Source organism: Paracoccus sp. pheM1 (assembly GCF_018499825.1).
Lineage (GTDB): Bacteria > Pseudomonadota > Alphaproteobacteria > Rhodobacterales > Rhodobacteraceae > Paracoccus > Paracoccus versutus.
The window spans coordinates 1,342,853-1,367,902 of sequence record NZ_JAGXCX010000001.1 but is presented as its reverse complement, the minus strand read 5'-3'; the positions used below and the strand labels follow the sequence as shown (position 1 = coordinate 1,367,902).

The window sequence follows — 25,050 nt, the reverse complement described above, 5'->3', positions numbered from 1 at the left end:
GGAGGAGCAAACACGTCGAAAAAGACGGAACGACATGTCTGGAAAAGGGAGGATTTTAAGGACATGAGTGACAGACAATCGTCAAACGCATACTGGCAGGCCAATCTCAAACTGATCTGGCTGTGCATGATCATCTGGGCCCTGGTGTCCTATGGCTTCGGGATCATCCTGCGGCCGATGGTGGCGGGCATATCGGTGGGAGGAACCGACCTGGGATTCTGGTTCGCGCAGCAAGGCTCGATCCTGGTCTTCATCGTGCTGATCTTCTTCTATGCCTGGCGCATGAACAAGCTCGATGCCGAACACGGCGTGGACGAGTGAGGAGCATCCCATGAGCCAATTTACCCTCAATCTCCTGGTCATCGGCGCGTCCTTCGCGCTTTACATCGGCATCGCGATCTGGGCCCGCGCCGGGTCCACGGCCGAATTCTATGCCGCCAACCGGGGCGTCAGCCCGGTCATGAACGGCATGGCCACGGCGGCCGACTGGATGTCCGCCGCCTCGTTCATCTCGATGGCGGGCCTCATCGCCTTCACCGGCTATGACAACTCGACCTATCTGATGGGCTGGACCGGCGGCTATGTGCTGCTGGCGATGCTGCTTGCGCCCTATCTGCGCAAGTTCGGCAAGTTCACGGTGCCGGAATTCATCGGCGACCGCTTCTATTCGGGCACGGCGCGGATCATCGGCGTGATCTGCCTGCTGATCATCTCGATCACCTATGTGATCGGCCAGATGACCGGCGTCGGCGTGACCTTTTCGCGCTATCTGGAAGTGTCCAGCTCGACCGGGCTGTGGATCGGCGCGGCGCTGGTCTTCGTCTATGCCGTGTTGGGCGGGATGAAGGGCATCACCTATACCCAGGTGGCGCAGTATATCGTGCTGATCATTGCCTATACCATCCCGGCGATGTTCATCGCGCTGCAACTGACCGGCCATGTGCTGCCGCAGACCGGGCTGTTCGGCACGCTGAACGCATCGGACACCAAGTTCCTGGCGACACTGGACCAGGTGGTTACCGATCTGGGCTTCCGCTCCTATACCGGCCATCACCAGTCGACGCTGGACATGGTGCTGTTCACCATGGCGCTGATGATCGGCACGGCGGGCCTGCCGCATGTCATCATCCGCTTCTTCACCGTGCCGAAGGTGGCCGATGCGCGCAAGTCGGCGGGCTGGGCGCTGGTCTTCATCGCGCTGCTCTATACCGTCGCTCCGGCGGTTGGCTCGATGTCGCGCTTCAACCTGACCGCGACCATGTGGCCGGGCGCCGAGGCAGGCCAGACCTTCAGCCAGCCGGCCGTGTCGCTGAGCGATATCGAGACCCGCGAGGACCTGAACTGGATGCGCAACTGGCAGCTGACCGGGCTGCTGAACTGGGAGGACAAGAACGGGGACGGCCTGATCCAGTATTACAACGAGGCCGGGGCCGCCAATGCACCGGTAGCGGCGATCGTCGCCGAGCAGGGCCTGATGGGTAACGAACTGACCACCGTGAACAACGACATCATGGTTCTGGCCAACCCGGAGATCGCCAACCTGCCGGGCTGGGTCATCGCCATCGTCGCCGCCGGCGGCCTGGCGGCGGCGCTGTCCACCGCGGCGGGCCTGCTTCTGGCGATCTCGGGCGCGGTCAGCCACGACCTGATCAAGGGCGCGATCAACCCCGGCATCAGCGAGAAGGGAGAGCTGCTTGCCGCCCGCATCTCGATGGGGGTGTCGATCCTGGTGGCGACGATCCTGGGGCTGAACCCGCCCGGCTTTGCCGCGCAGACGGTGGCTTTGGCCTTCGGCCTGGCCGCAAGCTCGATCTTCCCGGTGCTGATGCTGGGCATCTTCTCGACGCGAATGAACAAGGAAGGCGCGATGGCGGGGATGCTGGCCGGGGTCATCTCGACGCTGGTCTATATCTTCACCTACAAGGGCTGGTTCTTCATCTCGGGTACCAACATGCTGCCGGACACGGCCGATGCGTGGCTGTTCGGCATCTCGCCGGCCTCGTTCGGGACCGTCGGCGCGCTGATCAACTTCGCGGTGGCCTATCTGGTGTCCAGCGTCACCAGGGAGCCGCCTGTCGAGGTGCGTGAGCTGGTCGAGTCGATCCGCGTCCCGCGCGGCGCCGGCGCGGCGCAGGCCCACTGACGAACGGTCGCGTCCCTTCGTGGGGGCGCGACCTTTCCGCCAATCGGCAGGGCAGAACCATGACCGACATCGCTGCATTCATCGCCTCGGTTCATCCCTATGACAGCCTGCCGCAGGACGAGCTGGAGCGGGCCGCGGCGTCGTTCAAGCGCAGGACCTATCCGGCCGGCAGCGTGATCTATCGCCACGGCGACAGGCTGGCGGGGGTTTACCTGATCGAGAGCGGTTTGGTCCGGGTCTCGGATGCCGTGGGAGATTCCGTTTCCGAACTGATGACGCGCAACTCCTTTGGCGAAAGGGGACTGCTGCGCGACGGGGTGGCGGTTACCACGGCGACGGCCATCGAGGATTCGACCGTGCTGATGCTGCCCCGTGCCGAGCTGATGCGGCTGATCGGCAGCCATCGCGCGGTGGCGCGCTTCTTCGACCGCGGCGGCTTGCCCGGCAATCGAGAAGGCGATCTGGCCCTGCTGAAGGTCGGCGACCTGATCGGGCGGCAGGCGCCGCTGACCTGCACCCCCCAGACCCCTGCCATCGAGGCCGCCCGCGCCATGCGCGACGCCCGCGTCAGCAGCATCGGCGTCCTGGACGGGGATCGGCTGGTCGGGCTGGTCACGATCCGCGACATGTCGAACCGCATCGTCGCCGAGGGGCGCGACGGAAACGTGCCCGTCGCGCAAGTGATGACGCCCGAGCCGATCACGCTGTCGCCCTCGGAACTGGGCTATGACGTGCTGAACATCATGCTCGAGCGCCGCATCGGCCATCTGCCGGTGGTCGAGAAGGGCCGCTTCGTCGGCATGGTCAGCCAGACCGACCTGACGCGGGTGCTGGCGATCTCGGCCTCGGCGCTGATCCGCGATATCGCGCAAGCGGCGGATGTCGCCGAGATGGCGGTGGCGACCGGCCGCATTCCCGCGCTGCTGGTGCAACTGGTCAACGGCCATCACCGGCACGAAACCATCACCCGGATGATTACCGACATCGCCGATGCGGTGACCCGCCGCCTGCTGGTCATGGCCGAGGCGCGGCTGGGTCCGCCGCCCGGCCCCTGGCTATGGGCGGCCTGCGGCAGCCAGGGGCGGCAGGAACAGACCGGCTTGTCGGATCAGGACAATTGCCTGATCCTCGGCGACGATTGCGACTCGGACGATCCGTGGTTCGCCGAGCTTGCGCGCTTTGTCTGCGACGGGCTGAACGCATGCGGCTATGTCTATTGTCCGGGCGAAATGATGGCCATCACCCCGCGCTGGCGCCAGCCGCGCAGGGTCTGGCGCGGCTATTTCCACGACTGGATCGCCCATCCCAGCCCCGAGGCGCAAATGCTGGCCTCGGTCATGTTCGACCTGCGCGCCATCGGCGGCGATGCCGCGCTGCTGGACGGGCTTCAGGCGGAAACCCTGCACATGGCGGCGAAGAATTCGATCTTCGTGGCGCATATGATCTCGAATGCGATGAAACACCGCCCGCCCTTGGGGTTGATCGGCGGCTTCGCGACCGCGCGCACGGGCGAGCATCGCCACCATATCGACATGAAACTCAATGGCGTCGTGCCCGTGGCGGATCTCGCGCGGATCTATGCGTTGCAGGGGCAGCTGACCCCCGTCAACACCAGGGCACGGCTGGTCGAGGCGCAGGCGGCGGGCGTCATCTCGGGTAGCGGCGCGCGCGACTTGATCGCGGCCTATGACCTGATCCAGACCACGCGGTTGGAAAACCAGGCCGCGCAGATCCGCGGGGGCGAACGGCCGGGGAACCACCTGTCCCCCGCCGCGCTGCCCGACTTTCAACGCAGCCACCTGCGCGACGCCTTCGTGGTGGTGCGGGGGATGCAATCGGCGCTAGGCCACGGCAAGGGGATGTTGGGATGAGGGGCGTATGACCGGGATAGGGGTCGAACTGCTGGGCGTGATCGCGGTCGGCGTGGGCGCGGCGGCGCTGCTTTATGCCGGAATGCACCTGTTGCGCAAGCTGGGGTGGGCGCCGGCGCGCTGGCTGCTGCCGGCGGGCATCGGCCTTGCTATGGTCGCTTATGCGGTCTGGAACGACTACGCTTGGTATGACCGCGCGGTCGCCCGGCTGCCCGCGGACGCGCAGATCCTGCTGGTGGGCCGCGACAGTCAGCTCTGGGCGCCCTGGACCTATCTGGCACCGGTCGTGATCCGCTTTGCCGCCCTTGATCCGGCCGGCATCTCGGAGACCGCCGAGGGCATCCGCCGGGCCGGGATCACGCTGGTCGAGCGGCGTGGCCCTACGTTGGTCGTGCCGCAGGAATTCGATTGCGCGAAGGGGCTGGTCCGGCCGGCGCGCGGCGCATGGTCGCCCCCCGGCCCATCGGACCCGGCCTATTCCGTCGTCTGCGGGGGAGGAGGCTGATGGCAGATATCCTTGTGGTCGAGGATGAGGACAATATCGCTACCGCCCTGGATTTCCTGCTGTCGCGCGACGGCCACAAGCACCGCCGCATGGCCACGGGTGCCGGCGCGGTCGAGGAGATCCGGGCCAACCGTCCCGATCTGGTGCTGCTGGACGTGATGCTGCCCGACGTCTCGGGCTATCAGATCGTGCAGGATGTGCGCGCCGATCCGGCGCTGAACGACGTGCGGGTGCTTTTGATGACCGCACGCGGCTCGGTCGTGGAACGCCGCAAGGGGCTGGCGCTGGGGGCGGACGGCTTCATCGCCAAGCCCTTCGAGCTGTCGGAGCTGCGCGCGGAACTGGCGCGGCTGCTGGGGGGACGATGCTGACGCAGCTGTCGCTGAGGGCTCGGGTTCTGCTGATCTTTGCCGGGCTTGCGGGGGCCGTCCTCGCGATCCTGGCGGCGGCGCTGTGGGTGGCGGGGGCAAGCCTTACGGGCCGGGGCGTCCCGGTCCAGGCGATGCTGGACGCGCTGGCGCTTGCGGCGCTGATCGCGGGGTTCGGCGCGTTGGGGATGATCGTCTGGATCTGGTTCCTGTTCGACCGCAACGTGGCCCGCCCGATCGAACTGCTGGCCGGGGGCTTGCGCACCGGCCAGACCCCCGAGATCGAGGAGGCCCGCTATCTTGCCGATCTGGGCCCCGCCGCGCGCGACGCCGCCGAGGCGCGGGCGCGTTCGGCCGAGGCGCTGGCCGATGCGGTCGCCGAACATGCCGCCGACCTGCAACGCGAGAAGGAGACGCTGGAATCCATCCTTGCCGATATCGGTGCCGGCGCGGTGATGACCGATCCGGCCGGACGGGTGATGTTTTACAACGCCTCCGCCGCGCATCTCTTGCCGGGCATCGCGCTGGACCGCCCCATCGAGCGCCATCTGCCCGGCGGCGCGTTGGAGGCCGGGGCGGCGCGTCTGGCGGCGGGGGCGGCGGCGACGGACCTGACCTGCCTGACCTCGGCCGGGCAGCGGCTGTGGGGGCGCATGCGACGGGTCGATGGCGGCACGCTGCTGATCCTGAACGACCGTCCGCCGCAGCATCCCGCGCCGCGCGACCTGCTGGAGACTCTGCGCCGCCATGCCGCGACCCTGGTGCCGATGCTGGGTGCGTTGGAGGGACCGATCCCGCCCGCTCTGGCGCAGGCGATCCAGAGCGAGGGGCAGGGATTGGCCAATGTCCTGCGCGCACTGACCGAGGCGATGAGCGGTGACGCCCCGCGCGGAGGGGCTGGGCTGAACGAACTGGCCGCCGGGCTGGACCTGGCGCCCGACCAGCCTCGGCTGGTGCTGCTGGCTGACGCGGCCGGCGTGAACGGGCTGCTGCGCCATCTGGACCGCCGCCTGCGCGAACAGGGTGCGGCCCCCCGTCTTGCCGCCGAGGCCGAGGCCGGGGCCGAGGCGTCCGAGGCGCGGCTCTTGCTGCTCTGGACCGGGGCGGCGCTGCCCATGGACCGGCTGGAGGCCTGGCTGGCCGAACCGCCCGATCCGGCGCAGCCCGAACTGACCGGGCACGAGATCCTGGCCGCGCATGCCACCGGCATCTGGACCGAGGCGCGGGACGGTCAGGCGCGGCTGGTTCTGCCACTGCCGATCGCGCCGGGCCGGCCGGACAGCGCCGGGCTGACCTATGACTTCGCCCTGTCGCGGCGCGGCGCGGCCTCGTCGCGGCTGGCCGATCTGACCTGCGTGGTCTTCGACACCGAGACGACCGGGCTTGACCCCGCCGCCGACCGCATCGTGCAGATCGCCGGGCTGCGCATCGCCCGCGGCCGCCTGACCGGCGAGCGTTTCGACACGCTGGTCGATCCCGGCCGGCCGATCCCGCCTGCCTCGACCGCCGTGCATGGCATCACGGATGCGATGGTGGCCGGTGCCCCCGACATGACAGCAGCACTGACCGCCTTTCACCATTTCGCCGAGGATACGGTGCTGGTCGCCCATAACGCACCCTTCGACATGGGCTTCCTGCGCCGCGCCGTGCCCGAGACCGGGGCGCATTTCGACAATCAGGTGCTGGATACGGTGCTGCTTTCGGCGATGCTCTGGGGCCAGTCGGCGCCGCATTCGCTGGATGCGCTGACCGAGCGGCTTGGCATCATAATCCCGCCCGAGGCGCGCCACACCGCCATGGGCGACGCCCGCGCAACGGCCGAGGCCTATTTGCGGCTGATCGCGGCACTGGAGGCCAAGGGGCTGGAACGATTCGAGGACATACTGGCCGAGGCTCGCCGCCACCGCCGCCTGATCGACAACGCCAACAAGCCGGCAGGCGAGACCGCCTCCGACCCTGGGCCGGGGGCAGGCTGACCGCCCGACCTTCTGCGCGGCCATGGGGCGGACCGAATATCCGCCAGCCGGCAATTCCGCCGGCCGGCGCCGTCGGAACGGATAGGCCTGCCCGCCCGTTCCGATGCGGCGCTTCCGGTTCACCAGCCAATCCCGCAACGCCACTGCTGTGGCGTGTCCAAAGAGGAGTGCACCACCGGAAATACTTTAAGAAGCGTTAAGAGGTCCATGTGCGAATCGTCAAGCTGAAGCGTCTTGGTGTGGCGACAATGGCAGTGGGGCGGGCAGTGAAGCTGCGAGATCGTTGAGCGAATAGGTAGATCGCGTTGTTTTTTCTGGCGCGGGACAGATGGTATGAATTTTGTACGCTATCACCCATGCACTGGGTTGGTTGAGCCGATAGACTATTAGTATTGTGGCATAGTTGCTTTGCGTGATGACAACTACGCAGCAGTTCGAAACAGACCATAACTGCCATATGGTGGAAGTGAGCCTTTGGTGAGATGATTGGTTGAAGTAAACTGCCAGGATTGATGAATGCGCACACCTGCAACCACCTTTACTTGCTCCGGGGGCAAGTAAAGATCATAGCGTGCCCCGCAACCAACGATAATTGCGAAACCTCCAAAGCCCCGGCTGCGGAGGTTTTTTGCTGCCTAGGCGACGGCCTCCGCGACGCCTCCATCCGCCCCAGAAGATTGTCCAGCGCCTCGGCCTCCGACAGGAAATCCGGGTTCTTCCTGCCCGCCGCGAAGCGCAGGATCGCGCCGAGGTCGCCGCGCAGCACGATGGCCAGTTCGCCATCCTCCGGCACCAGCGTCACCTGCTCGACCAGCGAGTGCAGGATCTCCGCCGCCTGCGCACGGTTGTCCTCGTGCCGCAGGTTCTCGGAAAGCTCTGCGATGCGTTGAGCATAGAGCGCCGCCATGTTCGGGTGCAGCAGGGGCGGCGGCTCGTCGGCATTGGCCAGTTTTGCGGTCAACTCGGCCTTGCGGGCTTCCAGCCGCTTCATGTCGTCGACGATGGCCTGGATCGGGCCGCCGGCCTTCAGCGCGGCCAGCAGCTTCGACAGTTCCCGGTCGATACGGGGAGGCATTCGTCGCGCAGGCTGCCATTGAATGACTCGATGTAGCCATTTTGCCGGGGCTTGCCCGGATCGATATAATGCCATTCGACGCCGGCCTCGTTGGCCCACTTCAGGATCGCCTTGCTGGTGAACTCGGTGCCGCTCCTCGGGCAATCGATTCACTGGGGGCTGTTGAAGAAGTCCGATGTCTCTGATTCACTTGGCTGAACAGAGATATTGGGGCAGCGATGCTGGGTCGGAAAGAACGCGGGCAACAGGAGCTTTTCATCACGGGGTCGCTGCGGGGGCTGATCCCTGATGACCATGTGCTGGTGAGGGTCGATCAGGTTCTTGATCTTGGATGGCTGCGCGCTGAAGTGGCCGATCTCTATTGTGCCGACAATGGCCGTTCCGGTATCGATCCCGAGGTAGCCATGCGGCTGATGCTGGCGGGTTTCCTGCTTGGGATCGTTCAAGACCGGCGGCTGATGCGTGAAGCGCAGGTCAATCTCGCGATCCGCTGGTTCGTCGGTTACGCCTTGCACGAGGCCTTGCCGGATCACTCCTCGCTGACGCGCATCCGGCAGCGTTGGGGCGCAGATGTTTTCCGCCAGATCTTCATACATGTCGTGCGACAGTGCCAGGCGGCGGGCCTGATTTCGACTGAAACCGTCCACATTGACGCCAGCCTGATCCGGGCGAATGTCAGCATGGACGCACTGGTTTCGCGCCATCTGGATGCGGTCGAGGCCGCCCACGACGACGCCAATGGCGCCGAGCGGGACGCGCGCACGAGCGGCAAGTTCAAGAAGCTCTGCCGCACAGACCCGGACGCGACCATGGCTACATCCTCCAAGGCGCCGCTGCGCCCGGCCTACAAGCAGCACACGGCCGTTGACGATTTTGCGGGCGTCGTCGTCGATGTGGAGATTGTGACCGGCGAAGAACATGACACGGGCCGGTTCGACGAGCGCCTGGAAGCGATCGAAGCGACCCTTGGAGTTACCCCGGGCCGGATCACGGCGGACAGGCTCTATGGCATTGGCCGGATTTACGCCGCCCTTGAAGACCGCAGGATAGCAGCCGTCATCCCGCCTCTTCGTGCCCCCCGTCGCAAGGGGGCGCAGGGCTTTCCGACCGAGCGGTTCAAGTTCGATCCCCATCATGATGTGGTCCGGTGTCCGGCGAGGAGGCGGCTGACCCCGAGAAACGTCACAAAATCCGGGCAATGGTATCGCGCCGACCGGCATGACTGCGCGCGCTGTCCTCTCAAGGCGCAATGCCTGCCCCGGGGCGCGCCATCCCGCAGGGTGCATATCGTGACAAACCACGCGGCCATCTTGCGCGCTCGACGCAAACGGCTGGCATGGGGAAAGGACGGCCATGCGATATACACCCGGCATCGCTGGCGCGTCGAAGGCACCCACGGCACCGCCAAGACGCTCCACGGACTTGCCAGAGCCATCCGCAGGGGGCTCGAGAACATGAGGATACAGGCCCTCCTGACGGCCATCGCCATGAACCTCAAGAAACTGGCAGCCGCAATGATGCTGTTGCTCTGTTCGATCATCGAAATGCGCGCAGTCCGACCAAACCCGGCGGCAGCCTGAAACAACTTTTTCAACAGCCCCCCCGGATCGTTTTCTGATCCTCGTCGATCACTGACGACACAGGCCGGCTTGCCGTAGATCCTGACCAGCGCATCCAGTTCCCGCGCCACCCTGGCCCCCGAGATGCTGGTGTCGGCGATCAAGGCGAGGTTTTCGCGGCAGCAGGGGAACGATCCCGCCGGTGCAGCGCCAGTCACCACCCTGGTCGAGCTGACCTTCCAGCGAAAGAAGATCGAGCGCTGGATCAGGTTCGGCCGCAAGAGCTATGAGCAGATCATCGACCGCCGCCGCAGCCTCGTCGGTTTCGCGCCGGATGCGGTCCTCGCCTTCGTCCGCTGGGCCTCGAACGACTACGGCACGATCGTTTCCCGCATCGACATTGTGCGGGCAATCGGTCGCGGCGAGCCGTTCCAGACGCTGCCCTTCGTCCGCCCCGGCGGTGAAATCCTGTTGCGCCTCAGTGGCTGGCCGAAGGTGCAGCACGCCTTGCAGGTGATCGACGCCGTGGAGGCGCTTGGCTTTGATCCGACGGAAGTATCGCCGGACTATTGGCGGCACGTCCACAATCGCCTGACCGCCGGTCTGGAGCCGCATCCCTATACGCCCGAACGCCATGCCGCATGGATCGGCCGCCGGAGGATCGACCCATGACGTCCGCCGGATATTTCTGGGCAACATATCTGACGGCGCTGACCGTCCTCGGCCTTTCGCTGCTCGACATCGCGCCGCGGCTGATCTGGAATGCCAGCGCCAGCGTGCCGGTCGGGTTCTACATGCTGCGCCCGGAGCCGCAGCCGGCCATCGGCGATCTGGTCGCCGTCATGCCGCCTGAACCGCTCGCCGGTTTCATCGCCGAACGCGGCTATGTCGCGACGGGCGTGCCGCTCCTGAAGCGCGTGCTCGGCCTGCCGGGACAGCGGGTTTGCCGTGACGGTCTGACGGTCACGTTGGACGGGATCGGGATGGGCGAGGCGCTGGCGCGCGATCGGCTCGGCCGCGATCTGCCCGTCTGGCAGGGCTGCCGCGTGATCCGCGAGGGCGAGCTGCTCCTGATGAACCGGGAGGTCCGCGACAGCCTCGACGGCCGATATTTCGGCGCCATCCCCGCAAATTCCGTCATCGGTAGGGCGATCCCGCTCTGGACCGATGAGGAAGGCGACGGCCGCTTTGAATGGCGCGCGCCGACGCAGTGACTTCGCACTTCAACCATCAACCACAGGAGACTTGCCATGCCCCAGATCGGTCAGTTCACACGCGGGAAATCCGGGTTCGCCGGCCGCGTCCAGACCCTCACACTCGCCTTTGATCTGGCGATCAGACCCGCAAGCTCACCGACGAGATAGATCAGGATCGGTTCACGCGGCTCGACCGCGCCATGGCCGAGGAAGCCGATGCGCGGCATCTCGATCTGCGCCATGACCCGGCAGAACCGAGGCGGCAGTTCGAGCGGACGCTGCGCCTGCGCAGGCTTGGCAAGCTGGAGAAGATGGGGCTGGCGACCGAACACGCGCCCGGCGTTTGGGAATTGAGCAAGGATATGGAGCCGGCCCTGCGCGAGCTTGGCGAGCGCGGCGACATTATCCGCACGATGCAGAAGGCGCTCGGCCCGCAGGGTGGCGAACGCGATCCTATGAGTTTCCAAATCCATGACGGAGCGCCCGAGACGCACATCGTCGGCCGCGTCGCGGACAAGCATTTGTCCGACGAGCTAGGCGAGAACCTGACAATCGTGGTGGACGGGATCGACGGGAGGACGCACCACATCGCCGGCATCGCGCCCGAGCGGCTGGAGGATGCCCGTATCGGCGGCGTCATCCAGATCGGCCCGGCCGAGGTGGCAGCCCGGCCGTCCGACCGCACCATCACGGCCATCGCCGAGGACGGTATCTATCGGCCGAGCCGCCATCTGGAGCAGGCGAAGTTCGAGGGCCGCGTTCCGGGCGGCGACTATGAGGGCTATGTCGATGCCCATGTCCGCCGACTGGAGGCGCTGCGCCGCGCCGGGATCGTCGAACGCATCGACACCGATCAATGGAGCATCCCCGATGATCTGGTCAGCCGCGCCGCCGTCTATGACGCCGGCCGCGACCGGCAGGCCAGCGTGCGCGTCCTGTCCCCGGTCGGTCTGGAAAAGCAGATCGGATCGGACGGCGCGACATGGCTGGACCGGCGATTGATCCATGGCGGAACGGCGGACCTTGCACCGGCCGGTTTCGGCCAGCAGGTGCGCGAGGCGATGGACCAGCGCCGCGAGCATCATATCGAACAAGGCGACGCCACCCGTGCGCGGAACGGCCGCATCTTCTATCGGCGCAGCCTTCTCGCCACCTTGCGCGAGCGCGAGGTTGCCCGCGTCGGCGCGGAGATGGCCGAGAGCAAGGGACTGCCGTTCCGCGCCGCCACGGACGGCGAAAACGTCAGCGGCAAGTTCACCGGTACCGTGCAGCTATCGAGCGGCAAGTTCGCCGTGGTCGAGCAATCCCATGAATTTACCCTTGTCCCGTGGCGGCCGATCATCGACCGCCAGCTCGGCAGCGAGGTCATGGGCGTCGTGCAGGGCGGATCGGTGTCGTGGCAGTTAGGACGGCAGCGGGGGCTGGGCCTGTAGGTTGACCGCATCAGGCCGTGGTGCGGCGTGCAGACCTTGGCGCCGTGAATCCTCCTTGATGCGTCGGTGTTTATCTGTGGATGTGCCGTTGCCTCTTGCCGAGGCACACAATAGTGTGATGCGCGGGTCAGCTACCAGCCAGCTCAGTTGTTCAGCGTCATGTGTCGCTGTTGATGGTTGGAGAGCGGAATTCCGGAATGACCCCAGAGGAAAGCGACAGTCTCAGGCAGTTTGCAGTCATGTGGCATGGCCATATGCAAGGAATGGCTGTCCGGGGGCTGCCGCCCATGTCGGCGAGGGACGCGGGACATGGGCGAGCGTGACGATCCACATGGGGTCTTCGGCGCTTTGATGAGCGGCTACGACAGGTTGACGCGCCGTCTGACGCGACGGCTGGGCACCGTAGCCGATGCCCAGGACGTGATGCAGGATACGTGGCTCAAGCTCGCCAGGGCGCAGGATGTTCAGGACATATCGAGCCCCGGCGCCTATGTCGGGCAGGTGGCGGAAAATCTGGCGATAGACCGACTTCGCGCGCAAGGGGTCCGCGAGAGGTACTTCACGACGGCGGAGTTCCATGACCGGCCTGCCGACCTTCCTTCGGCAGAACGTATCGTCGATTTTCGTCAGCGCGTGGCGCGTCTGGAATCGATCATCGCTGACCTGCCGGCCCGGCAGCGACAGGTTTTCCTCATGCACAAGTTCGACGGGCTGAGCCATTCCGACATCGCCTCCCGTCTGGGGATCAGCCGAAGCGCGGTGGAAAAGCTGATCATGAAGGCGCTCGCACAGTGCCGTGACGGTTTGGGTGACCTGCTTGATGACCTCTGATATGCGAAATCCACAACCGGGGGTGAGGTGGTGGGGTTCCTCATCCGTCTTGGATAGAGAAGGATCGCTCCACCTCGTCCCCATTTCCGTCCGGAAGACATATCCATTAGCCGGTGACCCCGATGGCACGAGCCAAAGATAGTCCAGACCTGCAAGGCCACGGAGGCGATGTCCGTGACGAGGCGCTTGCCTGGTTCGTGCGCATGAACTCGGGGGATGCCACAGAAGCCGACCGTGCCCGCCATGCCGCCTGGCTTGCCGCCGATCTCCGGCACCGGCAAGAATATGCGAAGCTCGGCGGAATCTGGAGCGACCTTGATGCTGTCCGGGATCCGCGGTCGATTACCCCGATGCCGCCGGTTACTCCGGTAATATCCCGACGCATGGTGCTGTCAGGCAGCATCGCGGCGGGGTTGGCGGGGGGGTACCTGGCGCTGAACGGCCTGCCGGATTTCTTGCAAAGCGACGAATACACCGGCACGGGCGAAACCCGTCGTGCCACGCTCGAAGACGGCAGCACCGTCGATCTTGATGCCGATACGGCCTTTGCGCTGGAATTCGACAATCAAGTCCGAGGTATCCATCTGCAGCGAGGGCGGGCGTTTTTCGACGTTGCAGCAGACCCTCGTCCGTTCCGCGTGCGGGCGGAGGGCGGGAACATCACTGCGCTGGGCACCCGTTTTTCCGTCCATCTCTGGGATGGCAGCACGACCATCGCGGTCGAGGAGCACGCCGTCACCGTGCAATCGACCGGGCTGGGCGAGGTCCGGGTTGAAGAAGGCGAGCGCATCTCCTTCGGCAACGGTGCGCCCGGCACAGTGGAGCCTTTCGATGCCTATATCGAAACCGCATGGCTGCGCGGCAAGCTGATCTTCGAGGATCGACCGCTCCGCCAGGTTCTGGCCGACGTCAATCGTTACCGCAGCGGAACCATCCAGGTCACCAGCGACAGGCTGCTGGACATGCGGGTCAGCGGCATCTTCGACATCTCCAACCCCGATGGGGTTCTGGAGGCCATCGAGAACACCCTTCCGGTGCGCAGCACTCACGTAACGCGCTATCTGGTCGTGCTGCGTCCCGCCTGACCGGGCTGCAGCCGATTTCCCGACAAAAAAGTTAAGAAAGTTTGCCGGAGGGGGGTGAGGTGCACCCGCCTGACAGCCGTCTAGGGGATATCAGGCATCGTTTCGGGTGCCGCCTCAACCATATGGACGGGAGTTTTTGATATCATGAGGCAGAGTTTCCCCCGCAGCCAGGCCAAGACGGGTCTTGGCATGCGCATCACCCTCGCGCTGTTGACGTCGACAGCCATCATCTCGGGCGGCGGGCTTTATCTTCCCGCAGCAGCCCAGGAGGCATCGATTACTTATGCGGTGCCTGCCGGACCGCTCGGCTCGGCCATCACGCGTTTCGGTGAACGCTCTGGCCTCCAGATCCTCTACCCGGCCGATCTCGTGCGCGGCAAGCAGTCGCCGGGTGTGTCCGGAAATCTGACAGCGGATGAGGCGCTCTCCCGTCTCCTTTCGGGCAGCGGTCTGACGTATCAATACACCGCCGCCAATACGGTGACGATCGTGCCGATCAGCGCAGGGGCATCGGGCGTGGCTCCGGATGGCTCCATCATGCTGGACACGATTACGATTCAGGCAGGCGGTGCGAACACCGAGGGTAGCAACAGCTATACGACGACGGCCAGTACCATCGGGAAAACCGACGAGACCCTGCGGGAGACGCCGCAATCTGTCACAGTGATCACCACGCGGCAGATTAAGGATCGCGGTCTGACGGACCTTGGCGCCGCCATGAACAGCGCGACTGGTGTGACCGTGAGCCCGGATCAGTACTATGGCGCGGGCCGATTTTTCGCGCGTGGCTTTGAAATCAGCAATTTGCGCATCGACGGCGGCGCGGTCGGCGTGACCAGTTCCTACGATGCGATCGGCAGTATCGGCTTATCGCGCTATGATCGCGTTGAGGTGCTGCGTGGGGCCGATGGGCTGTTCTCGGGTAATGGCGAGGCGGGCGGTGTCATTAGCCTGGTACGCAAGCGGCCGCTGGACGAGCGGGCAAGCACAGCCGAACTGTCCTACAGCAACTGGAATCGGGCGACGGTAAGCTATGACTACAGCACCCCGTTAACTAAGGATGGCGACGTGCGGGCGCGTATGATCCTTTCTGCGGAAAAGGGCGACACCTTCTATAACGGGGGCGAATTGGACAACCGGTCGTTCTACGCGATCATCGAAGCGGACCTAGGCGACAGCACCGTTCTAACCTTCGGTGGTAGCTACGATCGGCAGCGCAGTGCTCCCTGGTGGGCTGGTATGCCGCGCTATCTGGACGGTTCTGATATCGACCTTCCAGTCGAAGCCAGCCTCGGCACCGATTGGGCCGATCTGGATCATAAGGGCTGGGAGATTTTTGCGGGTTTGCGGCATGACTTTGCCAATGGTTGGGTTTGGAATAGTAATCTTACTTATGCCGAGCATAAATACCGCGGCCTCTATGGCTACCTGGCAGGTGCGGTTGATCCGCTGACCGGCGATGGCTTGATCTATAACGGGTCACATAATTGGGCCGATGGTTATCAGATCCAAGCTGATACGAATATCTCTGGCGCTTTTGATCTGCTTGGGCGTCGCGCAGATATTGTTATTGGCTTAGACTATGCAAAGCACAGCTCAGACGTAAACCGCAGCGAATTCACCGGACCAGCAGTCAATCTGGACGATGTGGGCGATGCGAATTGGCCGATTGCGACTATACCGGATTTTCCTGGAGACTATTATTTCAATTTCCACCCATACACGGAAACGCGCTATGGTGTATACGCGCGTGGAAAGTTCGAAATGAGCGATCAAACCCGGATCATCCTTGGCGCGCGTTATGGAAATTACAAGTATTCCTTTCATCGAGCGAGTTACAATCGCGACGGGTCGGTGAATTGGCGTGAGGCTATTGATTACAGCGATAATGGGGTGCTGACGCCTTTTGCTGCGGTATCGCATGACCTCAACCGGGATTGGACAGCATATGCAAGCGTTGCAACGATTTATCAATCGCAATCACGCTATTTGCGTGGCCCTGAGCCGGGATCTCCGTTAAACCCGATTACCGGACGCACCTTCGAAACTGGTCTTAAGGGAGAACTTCTGGGGGGAGCAATGAACGCAAGCCTCGCGGCTTACTATACTAAGCGCGAGGGCGAGGCCGTTCGGGATCCCCGTTACGCTGGTGCGTCTAACCCAGGAAATGGTAGTAGTTGCTGTTATCTTGTCGACGGTGAGGTAACTAGCAGGGGGTTGGACATAGAGGTTTCAGGTGAGGTCGCGTCAGGGCTTCAACTATTCGCCGGCTATACGCTTAATATCAACAAAAATAAAGAAACTAACGGTGTTTACAGCGCCATCACCCCAAGACATCTGGTGAAGGTATGGGCGAACTACAACCTTCCTAATGATTATTCGAAGTGGACGATCGGCGCCGGCCTGCGCGCGCAAAGCACCACCAAGGTTAGTGGGACGGAGTGGGTTGAGCGTGCCGGTGGGGAGTGGAGCGAGGTACCCTTCAATTTTGGGCAAGGTGGATATGCCGTAGCGGATCTGAGTGTACGCTATGATTTCAGCGACGACGCGTCACTGACATTGAATATCAACAACGTCTTTGATAGAGGCTATTATGCGCAGCTCGGCACCTTGTCCAAGAACAATTTCTACGGCCCCCCGCGCGAGATCGCGTTGACGTTCCGCAGTACATTCTGAGGTAATCGTATTCATGTGAGGGTTCGGGAGTTTCAGAGTCTCGTGAGAACCCGAACCAATTCGTAATGGATGCGGTCATTGCTGGTCGTTTCCGCCCCTTCCCTTGAACCACCGTACTTGCGGCTCGAAACAGGAAGATACTGATGATCCCCTTAACTATCCGCACAGACTTGCTCCGTATGGTGCTGCCAGTGGCTTTGGCACTGACCTTAGCGATGCCCGCTGTCGCACAGCAGGCGCCGAATGAACCCGCACCGCTGACAACGGCCGAATTTGCCCCCGCCATGATCCGCACCGACACGATCCCCGGCGCCTATGAGGTCGTGCATTGGATGGAGGAAGGGCTGGCCTTCGTCGCGTCGGTGCCGTCCTTCGATGAAGGCACGGCGGGCTTCATCCATGTGCTGGACGCCGATGACCTGCACCCCATTCGCCAGATCCAGCTGCCCCGCCGGCCCTTTGCGCTGGCCTTGGACCGCAGAACCGGGCGGCTCTACGCCGGCAATACGCTGGACGGCTCGCTGACCGTGATCGACGCGAAGGGCGGGCAGATTCTCGACACCATCCAGCTCGGATTGGAAAAGGAGGAGGGCGGCTTCGAACACACCCGCATGATCACGCTGGACGAAGACAGGGGCCTTGCCTTCGTCACCAGTCCCGGCCGCGAGGGCGTGGTCTGGATTGTGGACCTGAAGGCGGGCGAGTTGCTGCACCGGATCGAGGGCGGGCTATGGCCGGCCGGTGCGGCTTATAATGCGAGTGCGGGACGTTTCTACGCCAGCGGTGGCGGGATCGAGGAAATCTCGGTCATCGACGCGGTCAGCGGCGAGCGGGCAGGCATGATCTCGACCGGCGATACGACCGAGGAGGCGGCCGAGGCTTCACAGCATTTCTTCCTCAATCTGGCGATCGACACCGAAGGCCAGCGCCTGTTTGCGGCCGACGCGAACAAGGGCGCGATTTACGTCTTCGATATTGCCAACGGCAAGGTGGTCAATCAAATCCCTGTCGGCCCCGGCACGCTGGACGTGGCGTTCAATCCTGCCCGGTCGGAGATTTATGCCACCTGGCGGGGCACGACACGGAAGGAAAACGCAGGCACCGGCGGGCTGGTGGTGATCGGTGCGCAGGACTATGCGGTAAAGCAGCGCATTCCGCTGCCCGTGCACCCCAACAGCCTTGAGGTCAGCAAAGACGGCCAGACCCTGTTCGTGACCGTCAAGGTTCCGCATGACAAGGAGCATCCCGACTATCGCGAAGGCGCGCTGGATTCGGTCATTCGGGTCGATCTGGAGAAGCTGCCCGCTGCGGATCGATGAGAGTTTGAACGCGTGGTGCAGCATCCTGTTGCACCACGATTTGCGGTATGGGACATGAGCCTGGGCATGTGCCGGGGCTGCTGTCCGGCGCCGGAGCGTCCTGAGCCAGCCCTGCCGGCTGCCGGCCTCGCTATCTGCGAGCGCCCGGCACCGGGCCGCCAAGCCAGGTCAAGACGTATAGGATCGTGTTCGGGTCATCCGGGCAGGTCACACCGAACCATCGCAAGCCGTCGCCGCCAGCCCCGAACGGATCAAGGATGGGTTTGCCGAATGAATGCCCTCAATCACGGCACGGAGATCCCTGCGCCATGGCAGGAATCGTCCCCGATCCGGCGCCCCGGCAAGCGGTGGGTCGCGCTGGCCGTGCTGGCGCTGGCCGCCCTGGCGGGCGCGGGGCTGTGGCATCTGCGCGGCGGGCCGCCCGCCGTCGCCTATGACACCGCGCCGGTCATGCGCCGCGACCTGGAAAACGCCGTGACCGCCTCGGGCCGGATCGAGCCGCATGCCCATGTCGATGTGGGCGCGCAGGTCTCGGGGCAGTTGCGCCGGCTGCATGTCGCGGCCGGCGACCGGGTCGAGGCGGGGCAGCTCTTGGCCGAGATCGACGCCGAGGTGCAGGCGGCGCAGGTCGAGGGCTTGCAGGCCGAACTGGCCCGCCTGGCCGCCGAGCGCAGCGAATTGCAGGCGCAGCTGGGCTTTGCCGAACGCCAGGCCGGGCGGCATTCCTCGCTGGCCGGGCGCAGCAGCAGCCGGGTGACGCTGGAAGAGGCCGAGCGCGACCGCGACGTGTTGCGCGCCCGGATCGAGGCGCTGGACGCCACCATCCGCCGCAGCCGCGCCGAATTGCGTGCCGAGGAGGCGACGCTGGCCCGCTCACGCATCACCTCGCCCATGGCCGGCACCGTGGTCGCCGCCCTGGCGCGCGAGGGGCAGACGCTGAACGCCAATTACGACACGCCGCTGATCCTGCGCATCGCCGACCTGGCCACCATGACGGTGCGCAGCGACGTCTCCGAGGCGGATGTGGTGCATCTGCGCCCCGGCATGCCGGTCTGGTTCACCACGCTCGGTTTTCCCGACCGCAAGCATCGCGCCACCCTGCGCCAGGTGCTGCCCGCGCCGCCGGTCAAGGAGGGCGAGGAGGCCAATTCCGTCGTTACCTACGTGGCGCTGTTCGACATCGCCAATCCGGGCGGCGCGCTGCTTTCGGGCATGACCGCGCAGGTCTTCTTCGTCACCGAAAGCGTGGCGGACGTGCTGGCCATCCCGGTCTCGGCGCTGGACGAGGACGGGGCCGTGCGGGTTCTGAACCGCGCCGGCATGCCGGAAACCCGCCGCCCCCGGACCGGAATGCGCACCCGCTCCCATGTCGAGATCACCTCGGGGCTGGAGGAAGGCGAGCTGGTGATCACCGGCACCCGCCCCCCCGAGGGCGAGCCTTTGCTGAGGATCGCACCGTGACCGCCCCGGCGGATGACCTTCCGCTGATCCGCATCCGCGGGTTGCACCGGGTCTTCGGCGAGGGTGCGGCGCGCGCCCATGTGCTGCGCGGCATCGACCTCGACATCCGCGCGGGCGAGTTCGTGGCCATCGTCGGCACCTCGGGGTCCGGCAAGTCGACGCTGATGAACATCCTCGGCCTCTTGGACCGGCCGACGGCGGGCAGCTATCACCTGGCCGGGCAGGACGTGGCGCGGCTGTCGCGCGACGCGCAGGCGGGGCTGCGCAATCGCCTGTTCGGCTTCGTCTTCCAGCAATACAACCTGATCCCGACGCTGACGGCGCTGGAGAATGTCGCGCTGCCCGCCAGCCATGCCGGGGCCGCGCGCGAGGCGCGGCGGGCGCGGGCGGCGGCGCTGCTGGAAAGCCTCGGGCTGGGGCACCGGATGGGGGCGCGTCCCGCGCAGATGTCGGGCGGCCAGCAGCAGCGCGTGTCCATCGCGCGGGCGCTGATGAACGGCGGCGCGGTGATCCTGGCGGACGAGCCGACCGGCGCGCTCGACGCCGAAAGCGGCCGGCAGGTCATGCGGCTGCTGTCGGATCTTGCCGCCAAGGGCCATACGGTGATCCTGATCACCCATGACGCCGACATCGCCGCCCGCGCCGGTCGGGTGATCCGCGTGGCCGAGGGGCGGATCGCCGGCGACAGCGGCTTTGCCCCGCCGGCCGAGCCGGCCCCGGACCTGCCGCCGCCGGTCCACCGCCGCCCGGCGCTTCTCTCTACCCTGCGCGAGGCCGCCCGCGCGGCCTTTGCCGCCATCGCCGCCAGCCCGGTGCGCACCGCGCTGACGCTGTCGGGCATCGTCATCGGCGTGGCCTCGGTCGTCGCCATGCTGGCCATCGGCCGCGGCGCGCAGGAGGAGTTCATCCGCCGCGCCTCGGCCATCGGCACCAACTGGGTCGTGGTCGGCTCGGACCAGGACACGCGCATGCCGCGCCGGCCGCTGACGCTTCAGGATGCGATGGCGCTGAAGGGCCTGCCCAATGTCGCGGGCGTGATGCCGGGGCGGTGGGAACAGGCGAGGGTCGCCGCGGGCGGGCTGTCCATCGACAGTGACATCCTGGGCACCGACCGCGATTTCCGCGGCGTGCATGGCTGGGACGTGGTGCGCGGCAGCTTCTTTTCCGAAACGGACGAGCGCGGCGGCAGCCCGGTGCTGCTTCTGGGCGCGACCGTGGCGCGGACGCTGTTTCCCGACACCCGCGATCCGACGGGCGAGTTCGTCATGGTCAACATGTCGCCCTTTCTGGTCGGCGGCGTGCTGGAGGCCAAGGGGCTGAGCCAGGACGGCAGCGACCGCGACAAGGTGGTGGCCATGCCGCTTGCCAGCCTGGAAAGCCGGGTCTACGGGCCGGGCGAGCTGTCGGTGATCGTGGTCGCATTGCAGGACATGGCGCGGCTGGACGAGACGAACGCGCTGCTGCGCCAGGTGATGACCCAGCGCCACGGGGCCGAGGATTTCTGGCTGGCCGATGCCGCGGGCGCCTTTGCCGCAGCCGAGGCCGAGCGCGCCTCGCAGAACCTGCTGCTGGGCGCCATCGCGGCGATCTCGATCTTCGTCGGCGGCATCGGGGTGATGAACATCATGTTCATCACCGTGCGCGAACGCACCCGCGAGATCGGCATCCGCGCCGCCACCGGCGCCTCGATGCGCGACATCCTGGTGCAGTTCCTGACCGAGGCCACGGTGCTGTCGGCGCTTGGCGGCCTGGCCGGGCTGGCGCTGGCGGGCGGGATCGGCGCGGTCGCCGCCTCGGGCTTCGGCATGCCGGTGGTGTTTTCCGTCACCGTGGCGCTTGGCGCGCTGGCCGGCGCCACCGCCATGGGCGCCGCCTTCGGCCTGGTCCCCGCCATCCGCGCCGCCAGGCTAAGCCCCGTCGAGGCGCTGGCCAGCCAATGAGGAATTGAACCACCAACCGATTTTGCCTTTGCACGCCTGCCATCCGGATCTCCGCGTTCTCGTCCGGTCAGCCAGCCAGAACCATGGGCGGCAAACACGACGAGGGACAGGGCAGTAAGAGGAGGAACAGCATGGTCCGGGATTTTTTGCAGCCTCTGCAGGCATGTGGGTGTGAGGAGAATGGCCCATGAGCCGTGATGAATCCTCAGATCAGCGGATGACCGCCCGCAGCAGCGTTGCCCGCGTCGGGCGGCGGATATCGCTGCTGTCGCTGACGCAGGTTCTCGCGGTGGCCGAACACCTGAACTTCCGTCATGCGGCCGAGGCGCTCGGCATGAGCCAGTCCAGCCTCAGCACGCGGATCCGCAACCTGGAAGAAGAGATCGGCATCATCGTCTTCGAGCGCCGCCACAGGGGCGTGCGTCTGACGGAGGCCGGGCGGGCCTTCGTGGCCGAGATCGCCGCCGGTCTCGGCCAGATCGACCACGCCGTCACCGAAGGGCCGGTCGAGGAAGCGGTTCCCGCCGTCATCGGGGATCATGTCGATATCGCCCTGGTGGTCGGCGATCCGCGTGCCCCGCAATGCCACAGCCGGTTGCTCTGGTCGGAGCCGCTGGTGTTGATGCTCGGCGAGAGCCATCGGCTTGCCGGAAGGGATGAGATCTTCTGGCGCGATCTGGACGGCGAGACCTTTCTGATCAGGCACGGTGGGGCAGGGCCGCTGGTGCGGGACCATGCCGTGCGGCGGATGGCGGAACATGGAATAACCCTGCATTTTCGCCGCGTCGACGTGGAACGGGACACGCTCATGCAGATGGTCGCCCATGGCGAGGGCGTCACTTTTTCCGGCACCAGTCTGAAGGCCTCGGTATCGGAAGGTCTGATCTGGCGCCGGATCGCGGATGACGACGAGCCGGTGCGGCTCTACGCGCTCTGGTCGCCGCAGAACCGCAGCAAGACCCTGCGCGATCTGCTCGCGCTCGCCGGAAAGACGCGGGCACGTTATCGCCCCGAAGATCGGTGCGAGCCATAGAGGCAGGATGAATCAGCAACGACACCAGCAGTATTTTCGGACTGGACAGCGCCGGCCGTCGAATATCGGCAGTCTCGTCAACCGGATCTTTGAGAGTTCCGGCCCGGCAGGGAAGCTCCGCGGCAGGGCGCAGGACCTGGTCACCACATATCTGTATCACGCACGGGAGGCGGCAGCGCGCAACGACGGCGTAGCGATGGAGGCCTGTCTGCAATATGCCGAGCATTACCGGCGGATCATGAACGGGATCAGGGAGGAGAGTGAGGAACGCCACCGGCAAGCGGCCCGGGACATCTGATCGCCCGTCGACCCGGTTTTTTCCGGACAAGCGACCGCTGGCCTGGATGTCCGCCTTCCCATCCCAGGCCGGAGCTGCGACGAATGGCCCGGATTCGGACAGCGATCTGCGTCATGGCGGAGGTGGTCATTACAGAGGCGGGGCGGTAAAACGAGGCATCCGATCCATCCAGCCGGCGGTTTGCGACGGGATCGCCGCTACCGCCAAGCCAGAGACCATATCGGCAGAGATTCCTGGCTGGTGGTTTTCGATGACTGAAACATGGCAGGATTGCGTGGTCGCGGGCGGCGGGCCTGCGGGGATGATGGCGGGGCTTTTGCTGGCCCGCGCCGGTCTGCGCGTCACCGTGCTTGAACGGCACCCGGATTTCCTGCGCGACTTCCGCGGCGACACGATTCACCCCTCGACCCTGCAACTGATGGCGCAGCTGGGCTGGCTGGACGAGTTTCTGGCCCTGCCGCATCAGAAGGCCGCCGACCTGCATGCCGAGATCGCCGGGCGGCAGGTCACCATCGCCGATTTCAGCCGCTTGCCGCTGGAGTGCCGCTATATCGCCTTCATGCCGCAATGGGATTTCCTGAATTTTCTGGCCGCGAAGGCCGCCGGTCTGCCCGGTTTCACCCTGATGATGGGCCATCGCGTCACCGCCCTGCTGCCGGGCGGCGGTGTCGCGTGGGAAAGCGATAGTGGCACGGGCGAAATCCGGGCGCCGCTGGTGATCGGCGCCGACGGGCGGCATTCCGTGGTCCGGGCGCAGGCGGGGCTTGAGGTGATCGACTTCGGCTCACCCGTCGATGTGGTCTGGCTGCGGCTGTCGCGCCTGCCCGACGATCCGGCCCCGGCGATGAGCCATGCCGGGCCGCAGCAGGGGCTGGTGCTGATCGACCGGGGCGATTTCTGGCAATGCGGCTATGTCATCCGCAAGGGCAGCTTCGACGACGTGAAGGCCGCTGGCCTGCCGGCCTTTCGTCAGGCGCTGGCTGCGCTGGCGCCTCTGCCCGCGGATCGGTTCGAGGAGATCGCCGATTGGGATCAGGTGCATCTGCTGTCGATCCGCATGGACCGCTTGCGGCGCTGGTGGGCGCCCGGCGTGCTGTGCATCGGTGATGCCGCCCATGCGATGTCGCCGGTCGGCGGCTTCGGCGTCAACCTTGCCATCCAGGATGCGGTGGCGGCGGCGAATATCCTCGCCCGCCCGCTGCGCGAGGGGCGGCTGCGCGATGCCGATCTGGCAAAGGTGCAGGCGCGGCGGATGTTCCCGACCCGCGCCACCCAAGGCTTGCAGCGGATGATGCGCCGCAAGCGCAACGCGAAGGGCGAGGCCGCGCCGCGCCCGCCGGGCTTCGTGCGCCTGATCGCCCGCTGGCCGGTGCTGTCGCGGCTGATCGGTATGGGCTTCCGCCCCGAACGCATAAGGAAGGACCCGAGCCATGAGCCAGGCTGACGCCCGCCCCGTTTCTAACCGGCTCTTCGACCTCTTCCGGCTGGTCGCCGTAGTCGAGGGCGTGACGACGATCCTGCTGTTCCTAGTCGCGATGCCGGTGAAATACGCGCTGGACAATCCCGCGTGGGTGCAGGTGATGGGGCCGGTCCACGGCTATGCCTTCCTCGCCTATGTCGCGCTGATGATCGCCGCGCTGTGGGGGCGGGGGTGGAGCGTGACCGACTGGCTGCGCACCTTCGCCGCCTCGCTGTTCCCCTTCGGCACCTTCCTGAACGAGCCTTTCCTGAAGCGCCGACGGACCCGCGCATGACCCGTCCCGCGCGGCAATCGACTGCCCTGCGCTGGCTGTTCCTGGCGCTGGGGCTGTTCTTCACCGGGCTCGGCTTCGTGGGGGCCTTCCTGCCGGTGCTGCCGACGGTGCCCTTCCTGATCTTGGCAGCGGCCTGTTTCGCGCGATCCTCGCAGCGGCTGGAGAACTGGCTTCTGGCCCATCCGCGCTTTGGCCCGCTACTGCGCGACTGGCGCGAGCGCGGGGCGATCCCGATGCGGGCGAAATGGATGTCGCTGGGCGGCACCATGCTCGGATTCGGGCTCTTTCTTTGGGGCGGTCGTCCGGGCTGGCTGCTGATCGCACTCGTCGGCGGGCTGATGGGATTCGGGCTGGTCTATGTGTTCACAAGGCCGACGGCATGAAGGGCGAGCATTGCAGCCGGATGCCCGCCGCAACCCGTCCTTTTTGCCGCCGATAGTATCCGGCAGCCCTCCCGGGTGCGATTTCCGGTTGATATCCGTGGGGGCACCCATCCTCTGATCGGCTTAGTATCATTTGATGATCGG

Annotated in this window: 22 protein-coding genes and 2 pseudogenes; 22 read left to right on the top strand and 2 right to left on the bottom strand. The window is 65.5% G+C overall.

What is annotated here, in order from left to right; translation table 11 throughout:
- Window positions 1-63 precede the first annotated feature (63 nt).
- Genes KF941_RS06875 through KF941_RS06850 form a run of 6 tightly spaced genes read left to right on the top strand, consistent with a single transcriptional unit; the run spans window position 64 to window position 6,863 of the window.
- Window positions 64-321, top strand: a complete 258-nt coding sequence (locus KF941_RS06875; RefSeq protein ID WP_036760348.1) for a DUF4212 domain-containing protein — start codon at window positions 64-66, stop codon at window positions 319-321.
- Window positions 322-331: 10 nt separating this feature from the next.
- A complete protein-coding gene (locus tag KF941_RS06870; RefSeq protein WP_214272910.1) occupies window positions 332-2,143 on the top strand; it encodes a sodium:solute symporter family protein in 1,812 nt (603 codons plus the stop codon).
- 59 nt (window positions 2,144-2,202) lie between these two features.
- Window positions 2,203-4,014 carry a DUF294 nucleotidyltransferase-like domain-containing protein gene (locus KF941_RS06865; protein ID WP_036760344.1) on the top strand — a complete coding sequence of 604 codons (1,812 nt, stop codon included), beginning with the start codon at window positions 2,203-2,205 and terminating at the stop codon, window positions 4,012-4,014.
- 7 nt (window positions 4,015-4,021) lie between these two features.
- Window positions 4,022-4,519, top strand: a complete 498-nt coding sequence (locus KF941_RS06860; protein WP_036760342.1) for a hypothetical protein — start codon at window positions 4,022-4,024, stop codon at window positions 4,517-4,519.
- Window positions 4,519-4,890, top strand: coding sequence for a response regulator (locus KF941_RS06855; RefSeq protein WP_036760340.1), 372 nt, complete (start codon window positions 4,519-4,521; stop codon window positions 4,888-4,890). Before KF941_RS06860 ends, KF941_RS06855 begins: the two co-directional genes overlap by 1 nt.
- Window positions 4,884-6,863: a 3'-5' exonuclease gene (locus tag KF941_RS06850; RefSeq protein WP_214272909.1), complete on the top strand. Its 1,980-nt coding sequence runs from the start codon at window positions 4,884-4,886 to the stop codon at window positions 6,861-6,863. Before KF941_RS06855 ends, KF941_RS06850 begins: the two co-directional genes overlap by 7 nt.
- Before the next feature lie 1,068 nt (window positions 6,864-7,931).
- Here KF941_RS06850 and KF941_RS06840 read toward each other — a convergent pair.
- Window positions 7,932-8,072: pseudogene (locus KF941_RS06840) on the bottom strand (integrase core domain-containing protein); the annotation flags it as partial.
- Between the two features lie 84 nt (window positions 8,073-8,156).
- Here KF941_RS06840 and KF941_RS06835 point away from each other — a divergent pair.
- On the top strand, window positions 8,157-9,518 hold the full coding sequence (locus KF941_RS06835) for a transposase (RefSeq protein WP_214272908.1): 1,362 nt from the start codon (window positions 8,157-8,159) through the stop codon (window positions 9,516-9,518).
- Window positions 9,519-9,550: 32 nt separating this feature from the next.
- Here the strand turns inward: KF941_RS06835 and KF941_RS06830 are convergent.
- Window positions 9,551-9,682: pseudogene (locus tag KF941_RS06830) on the bottom strand (IS3 family transposase); the annotation flags it as partial.
- Here KF941_RS06830 and KF941_RS06825 point away from each other — a divergent pair.
- From KF941_RS06825 to KF941_RS06755, 15 genes are all read left to right on the top strand, one after another.
- Window positions 9,657-10,169, top strand: a complete 513-nt coding sequence (locus tag KF941_RS06825; RefSeq protein ID WP_346428991.1) for a DUF2840 domain-containing protein — start codon at window positions 9,657-9,659, stop codon at window positions 10,167-10,169. The pseudogene KF941_RS06830 and the gene KF941_RS06825 overlap by 26 nt on opposite strands.
- Complete coding sequence (locus KF941_RS06820) at window positions 10,166-10,711, top strand: S26 family signal peptidase (RefSeq protein ID WP_072464204.1); 546 nt, start codon at window positions 10,166-10,168, stop codon at window positions 10,709-10,711. Before KF941_RS06825 ends, KF941_RS06820 begins: the two co-directional genes overlap by 4 nt.
- Window positions 10,712-10,747: 36 nt before the next feature.
- On the top strand, window positions 10,748-10,861 hold the full coding sequence (locus KF941_RS06815; protein ID WP_072464205.1) for a DUF736 family protein: 114 nt from the start codon (window positions 10,748-10,750) through the stop codon (window positions 10,859-10,861).
- Between the two features lie 32 nt (window positions 10,862-10,893).
- Entirely contained in the window at window positions 10,894-12,126 is a 1,233-nt protein-coding gene (locus KF941_RS06810; protein ID WP_214272906.1) for a DUF3363 domain-containing protein, read from the top strand.
- 309 nt (window positions 12,127-12,435) lie between these two features.
- The gene (locus KF941_RS06805; RefSeq protein ID WP_214272905.1) at window positions 12,436-12,957 is read left to right on the top strand and encodes a sigma-70 family RNA polymerase sigma factor; all 522 of its coding nucleotides are present in this window, start codon (window positions 12,436-12,438) and stop codon (window positions 12,955-12,957) included.
- A gap of 122 nt (window positions 12,958-13,079) precedes the next feature.
- Window positions 13,080-14,042, top strand: a complete 963-nt coding sequence (locus KF941_RS06800) for a FecR family protein (protein ID WP_214272904.1) — start codon at window positions 13,080-13,082, stop codon at window positions 14,040-14,042.
- A gap of 189 nt (window positions 14,043-14,231) precedes the next feature.
- Window positions 14,232-16,718 (top strand): TonB-dependent receptor, encoded by a 2,487-nt coding sequence (locus KF941_RS06795; RefSeq protein WP_214272903.1) that lies wholly within the window; start codon window positions 14,232-14,234, stop codon window positions 16,716-16,718.
- Window positions 16,719-16,861: 143 nt separating this feature from the next.
- The gene (locus KF941_RS06790) at window positions 16,862-18,037 is read left to right on the top strand and encodes a hypothetical protein (protein ID WP_214272902.1); all 1,176 of its coding nucleotides are present in this window, start codon (window positions 16,862-16,864) and stop codon (window positions 18,035-18,037) included.
- 270 nt (window positions 18,038-18,307) lie between these two features.
- A complete protein-coding gene (locus tag KF941_RS06785) occupies window positions 18,308-19,498 on the top strand; it encodes an efflux RND transporter periplasmic adaptor subunit (protein WP_214272901.1) in 1,191 nt (396 codons plus the stop codon).
- Window positions 19,495-21,438: an ABC transporter permease gene (locus tag KF941_RS06780; protein WP_214272900.1), complete on the top strand. Its 1,944-nt coding sequence runs from the start codon at window positions 19,495-19,497 to the stop codon at window positions 21,436-21,438. The genes KF941_RS06785 and KF941_RS06780 overlap by 4 nt, the downstream gene beginning before the upstream one ends.
- Before the next feature lie 187 nt (window positions 21,439-21,625).
- Window positions 21,626-22,471 (top strand): LysR family transcriptional regulator, encoded by an 846-nt coding sequence (locus tag KF941_RS06775; RefSeq protein ID WP_240540254.1) that lies wholly within the window; start codon window positions 21,626-21,628, stop codon window positions 22,469-22,471.
- Window positions 22,472-22,478: 7 nt separating this feature from the next.
- Window positions 22,479-22,769 (top strand): DUF4167 domain-containing protein, encoded by a 291-nt coding sequence (locus KF941_RS06770; protein WP_214272899.1) that lies wholly within the window; start codon window positions 22,479-22,481, stop codon window positions 22,767-22,769.
- A gap of 250 nt (window positions 22,770-23,019) precedes the next feature.
- Window positions 23,020-24,213 (top strand): FAD-dependent oxidoreductase, encoded by a 1,194-nt coding sequence (locus KF941_RS06765; RefSeq protein ID WP_214272898.1) that lies wholly within the window; start codon window positions 23,020-23,022, stop codon window positions 24,211-24,213.
- A complete protein-coding gene (locus KF941_RS06760) occupies window positions 24,200-24,523 on the top strand; it encodes a DUF3817 domain-containing protein (RefSeq protein ID WP_036757573.1) in 324 nt (107 codons plus the stop codon). The genes KF941_RS06765 and KF941_RS06760 overlap by 14 nt, the downstream gene beginning before the upstream one ends.
- Window positions 24,520-24,906 (top strand): YbaN family protein, encoded by a 387-nt coding sequence (locus KF941_RS06755; protein WP_036757570.1) that lies wholly within the window; start codon window positions 24,520-24,522, stop codon window positions 24,904-24,906. The genes KF941_RS06760 and KF941_RS06755 overlap by 4 nt, the downstream gene beginning before the upstream one ends.
- The last annotated feature ends 144 nt before the right edge of the window (window positions 24,907-25,050 follow it).

Excerpts from the sequence above, each read along its gene's own strand:
- KF941_RS06805 (WP_214272905.1), top strand. The coding sequence starts at position 12,436 with ATGGGCGAGCGTGACGATCCACATGGGGTCTTCGGCGCTTTGATGAGC.
- KF941_RS06775 (WP_240540254.1), top strand. The coding sequence starts at position 21,626 with ATGAGCCGTGATGAATCCTCAGATCAGCGGATGACCGCCCGCAGCAGC.
- KF941_RS06760 (WP_036757573.1), top strand. The coding sequence starts at position 24,200 with ATGAGCCAGGCTGACGCCCGCCCCGTTTCTAACCGGCTCTTCGACCTC.
- KF941_RS06870 (WP_214272910.1), top strand. The coding sequence starts at position 332 with ATGAGCCAATTTACCCTCAATCTCCTGGTCATCGGCGCGTCCTTCGCG.
- KF941_RS06815 (WP_072464205.1), top strand. The coding sequence starts at position 10,748 with ATGCCCCAGATCGGTCAGTTCACACGCGGGAAATCCGGGTTCGCCGGC.
- KF941_RS06790 (WP_214272902.1), top strand. The coding sequence starts at position 16,862 with ATGATCCCCTTAACTATCCGCACAGACTTGCTCCGTATGGTGCTGCCA.
- KF941_RS06770 (WP_214272899.1), top strand. The coding sequence starts at position 22,479 with ATGAATCAGCAACGACACCAGCAGTATTTTCGGACTGGACAGCGCCGG.
- KF941_RS06855 (WP_036760340.1), top strand. The coding sequence starts at position 4,519 with ATGGCAGATATCCTTGTGGTCGAGGATGAGGACAATATCGCTACCGCC.
- KF941_RS06835 (WP_214272908.1), top strand. The coding sequence starts at position 8,157 with ATGCTGGGTCGGAAAGAACGCGGGCAACAGGAGCTTTTCATCACGGGG.
- KF941_RS06785 (WP_214272901.1), top strand. The coding sequence starts at position 18,308 with ATGAATGCCCTCAATCACGGCACGGAGATCCCTGCGCCATGGCAGGAA.
- KF941_RS06795 (WP_214272903.1), top strand. The coding sequence starts at position 14,232 with ATGCGCATCACCCTCGCGCTGTTGACGTCGACAGCCATCATCTCGGGC.
- KF941_RS06820 (WP_072464204.1), top strand. The coding sequence starts at position 10,166 with ATGACGTCCGCCGGATATTTCTGGGCAACATATCTGACGGCGCTGACC.
- KF941_RS06755 (WP_036757570.1), top strand. The coding sequence starts at position 24,520 with ATGACCCGTCCCGCGCGGCAATCGACTGCCCTGCGCTGGCTGTTCCTG.
- KF941_RS06875 (WP_036760348.1), top strand. The coding sequence starts at position 64 with ATGAGTGACAGACAATCGTCAAACGCATACTGGCAGGCCAATCTCAAA.
- KF941_RS06850 (WP_214272909.1), top strand. The coding sequence starts at position 4,884 with ATGCTGACGCAGCTGTCGCTGAGGGCTCGGGTTCTGCTGATCTTTGCC.
- KF941_RS06800 (WP_214272904.1), top strand. The coding sequence starts at position 13,080 with ATGGCACGAGCCAAAGATAGTCCAGACCTGCAAGGCCACGGAGGCGAT.
- KF941_RS06810 (WP_214272906.1), top strand. The coding sequence starts at position 10,894 with ATGGCCGAGGAAGCCGATGCGCGGCATCTCGATCTGCGCCATGACCCG.
- KF941_RS06860 (WP_036760342.1), top strand. The coding sequence starts at position 4,022 with ATGACCGGGATAGGGGTCGAACTGCTGGGCGTGATCGCGGTCGGCGTG.
- KF941_RS06765 (WP_214272898.1), top strand. The coding sequence starts at position 23,020 with ATGACTGAAACATGGCAGGATTGCGTGGTCGCGGGCGGCGGGCCTGCG.
- KF941_RS06865 (WP_036760344.1), top strand. The coding sequence starts at position 2,203 with ATGACCGACATCGCTGCATTCATCGCCTCGGTTCATCCCTATGACAGC.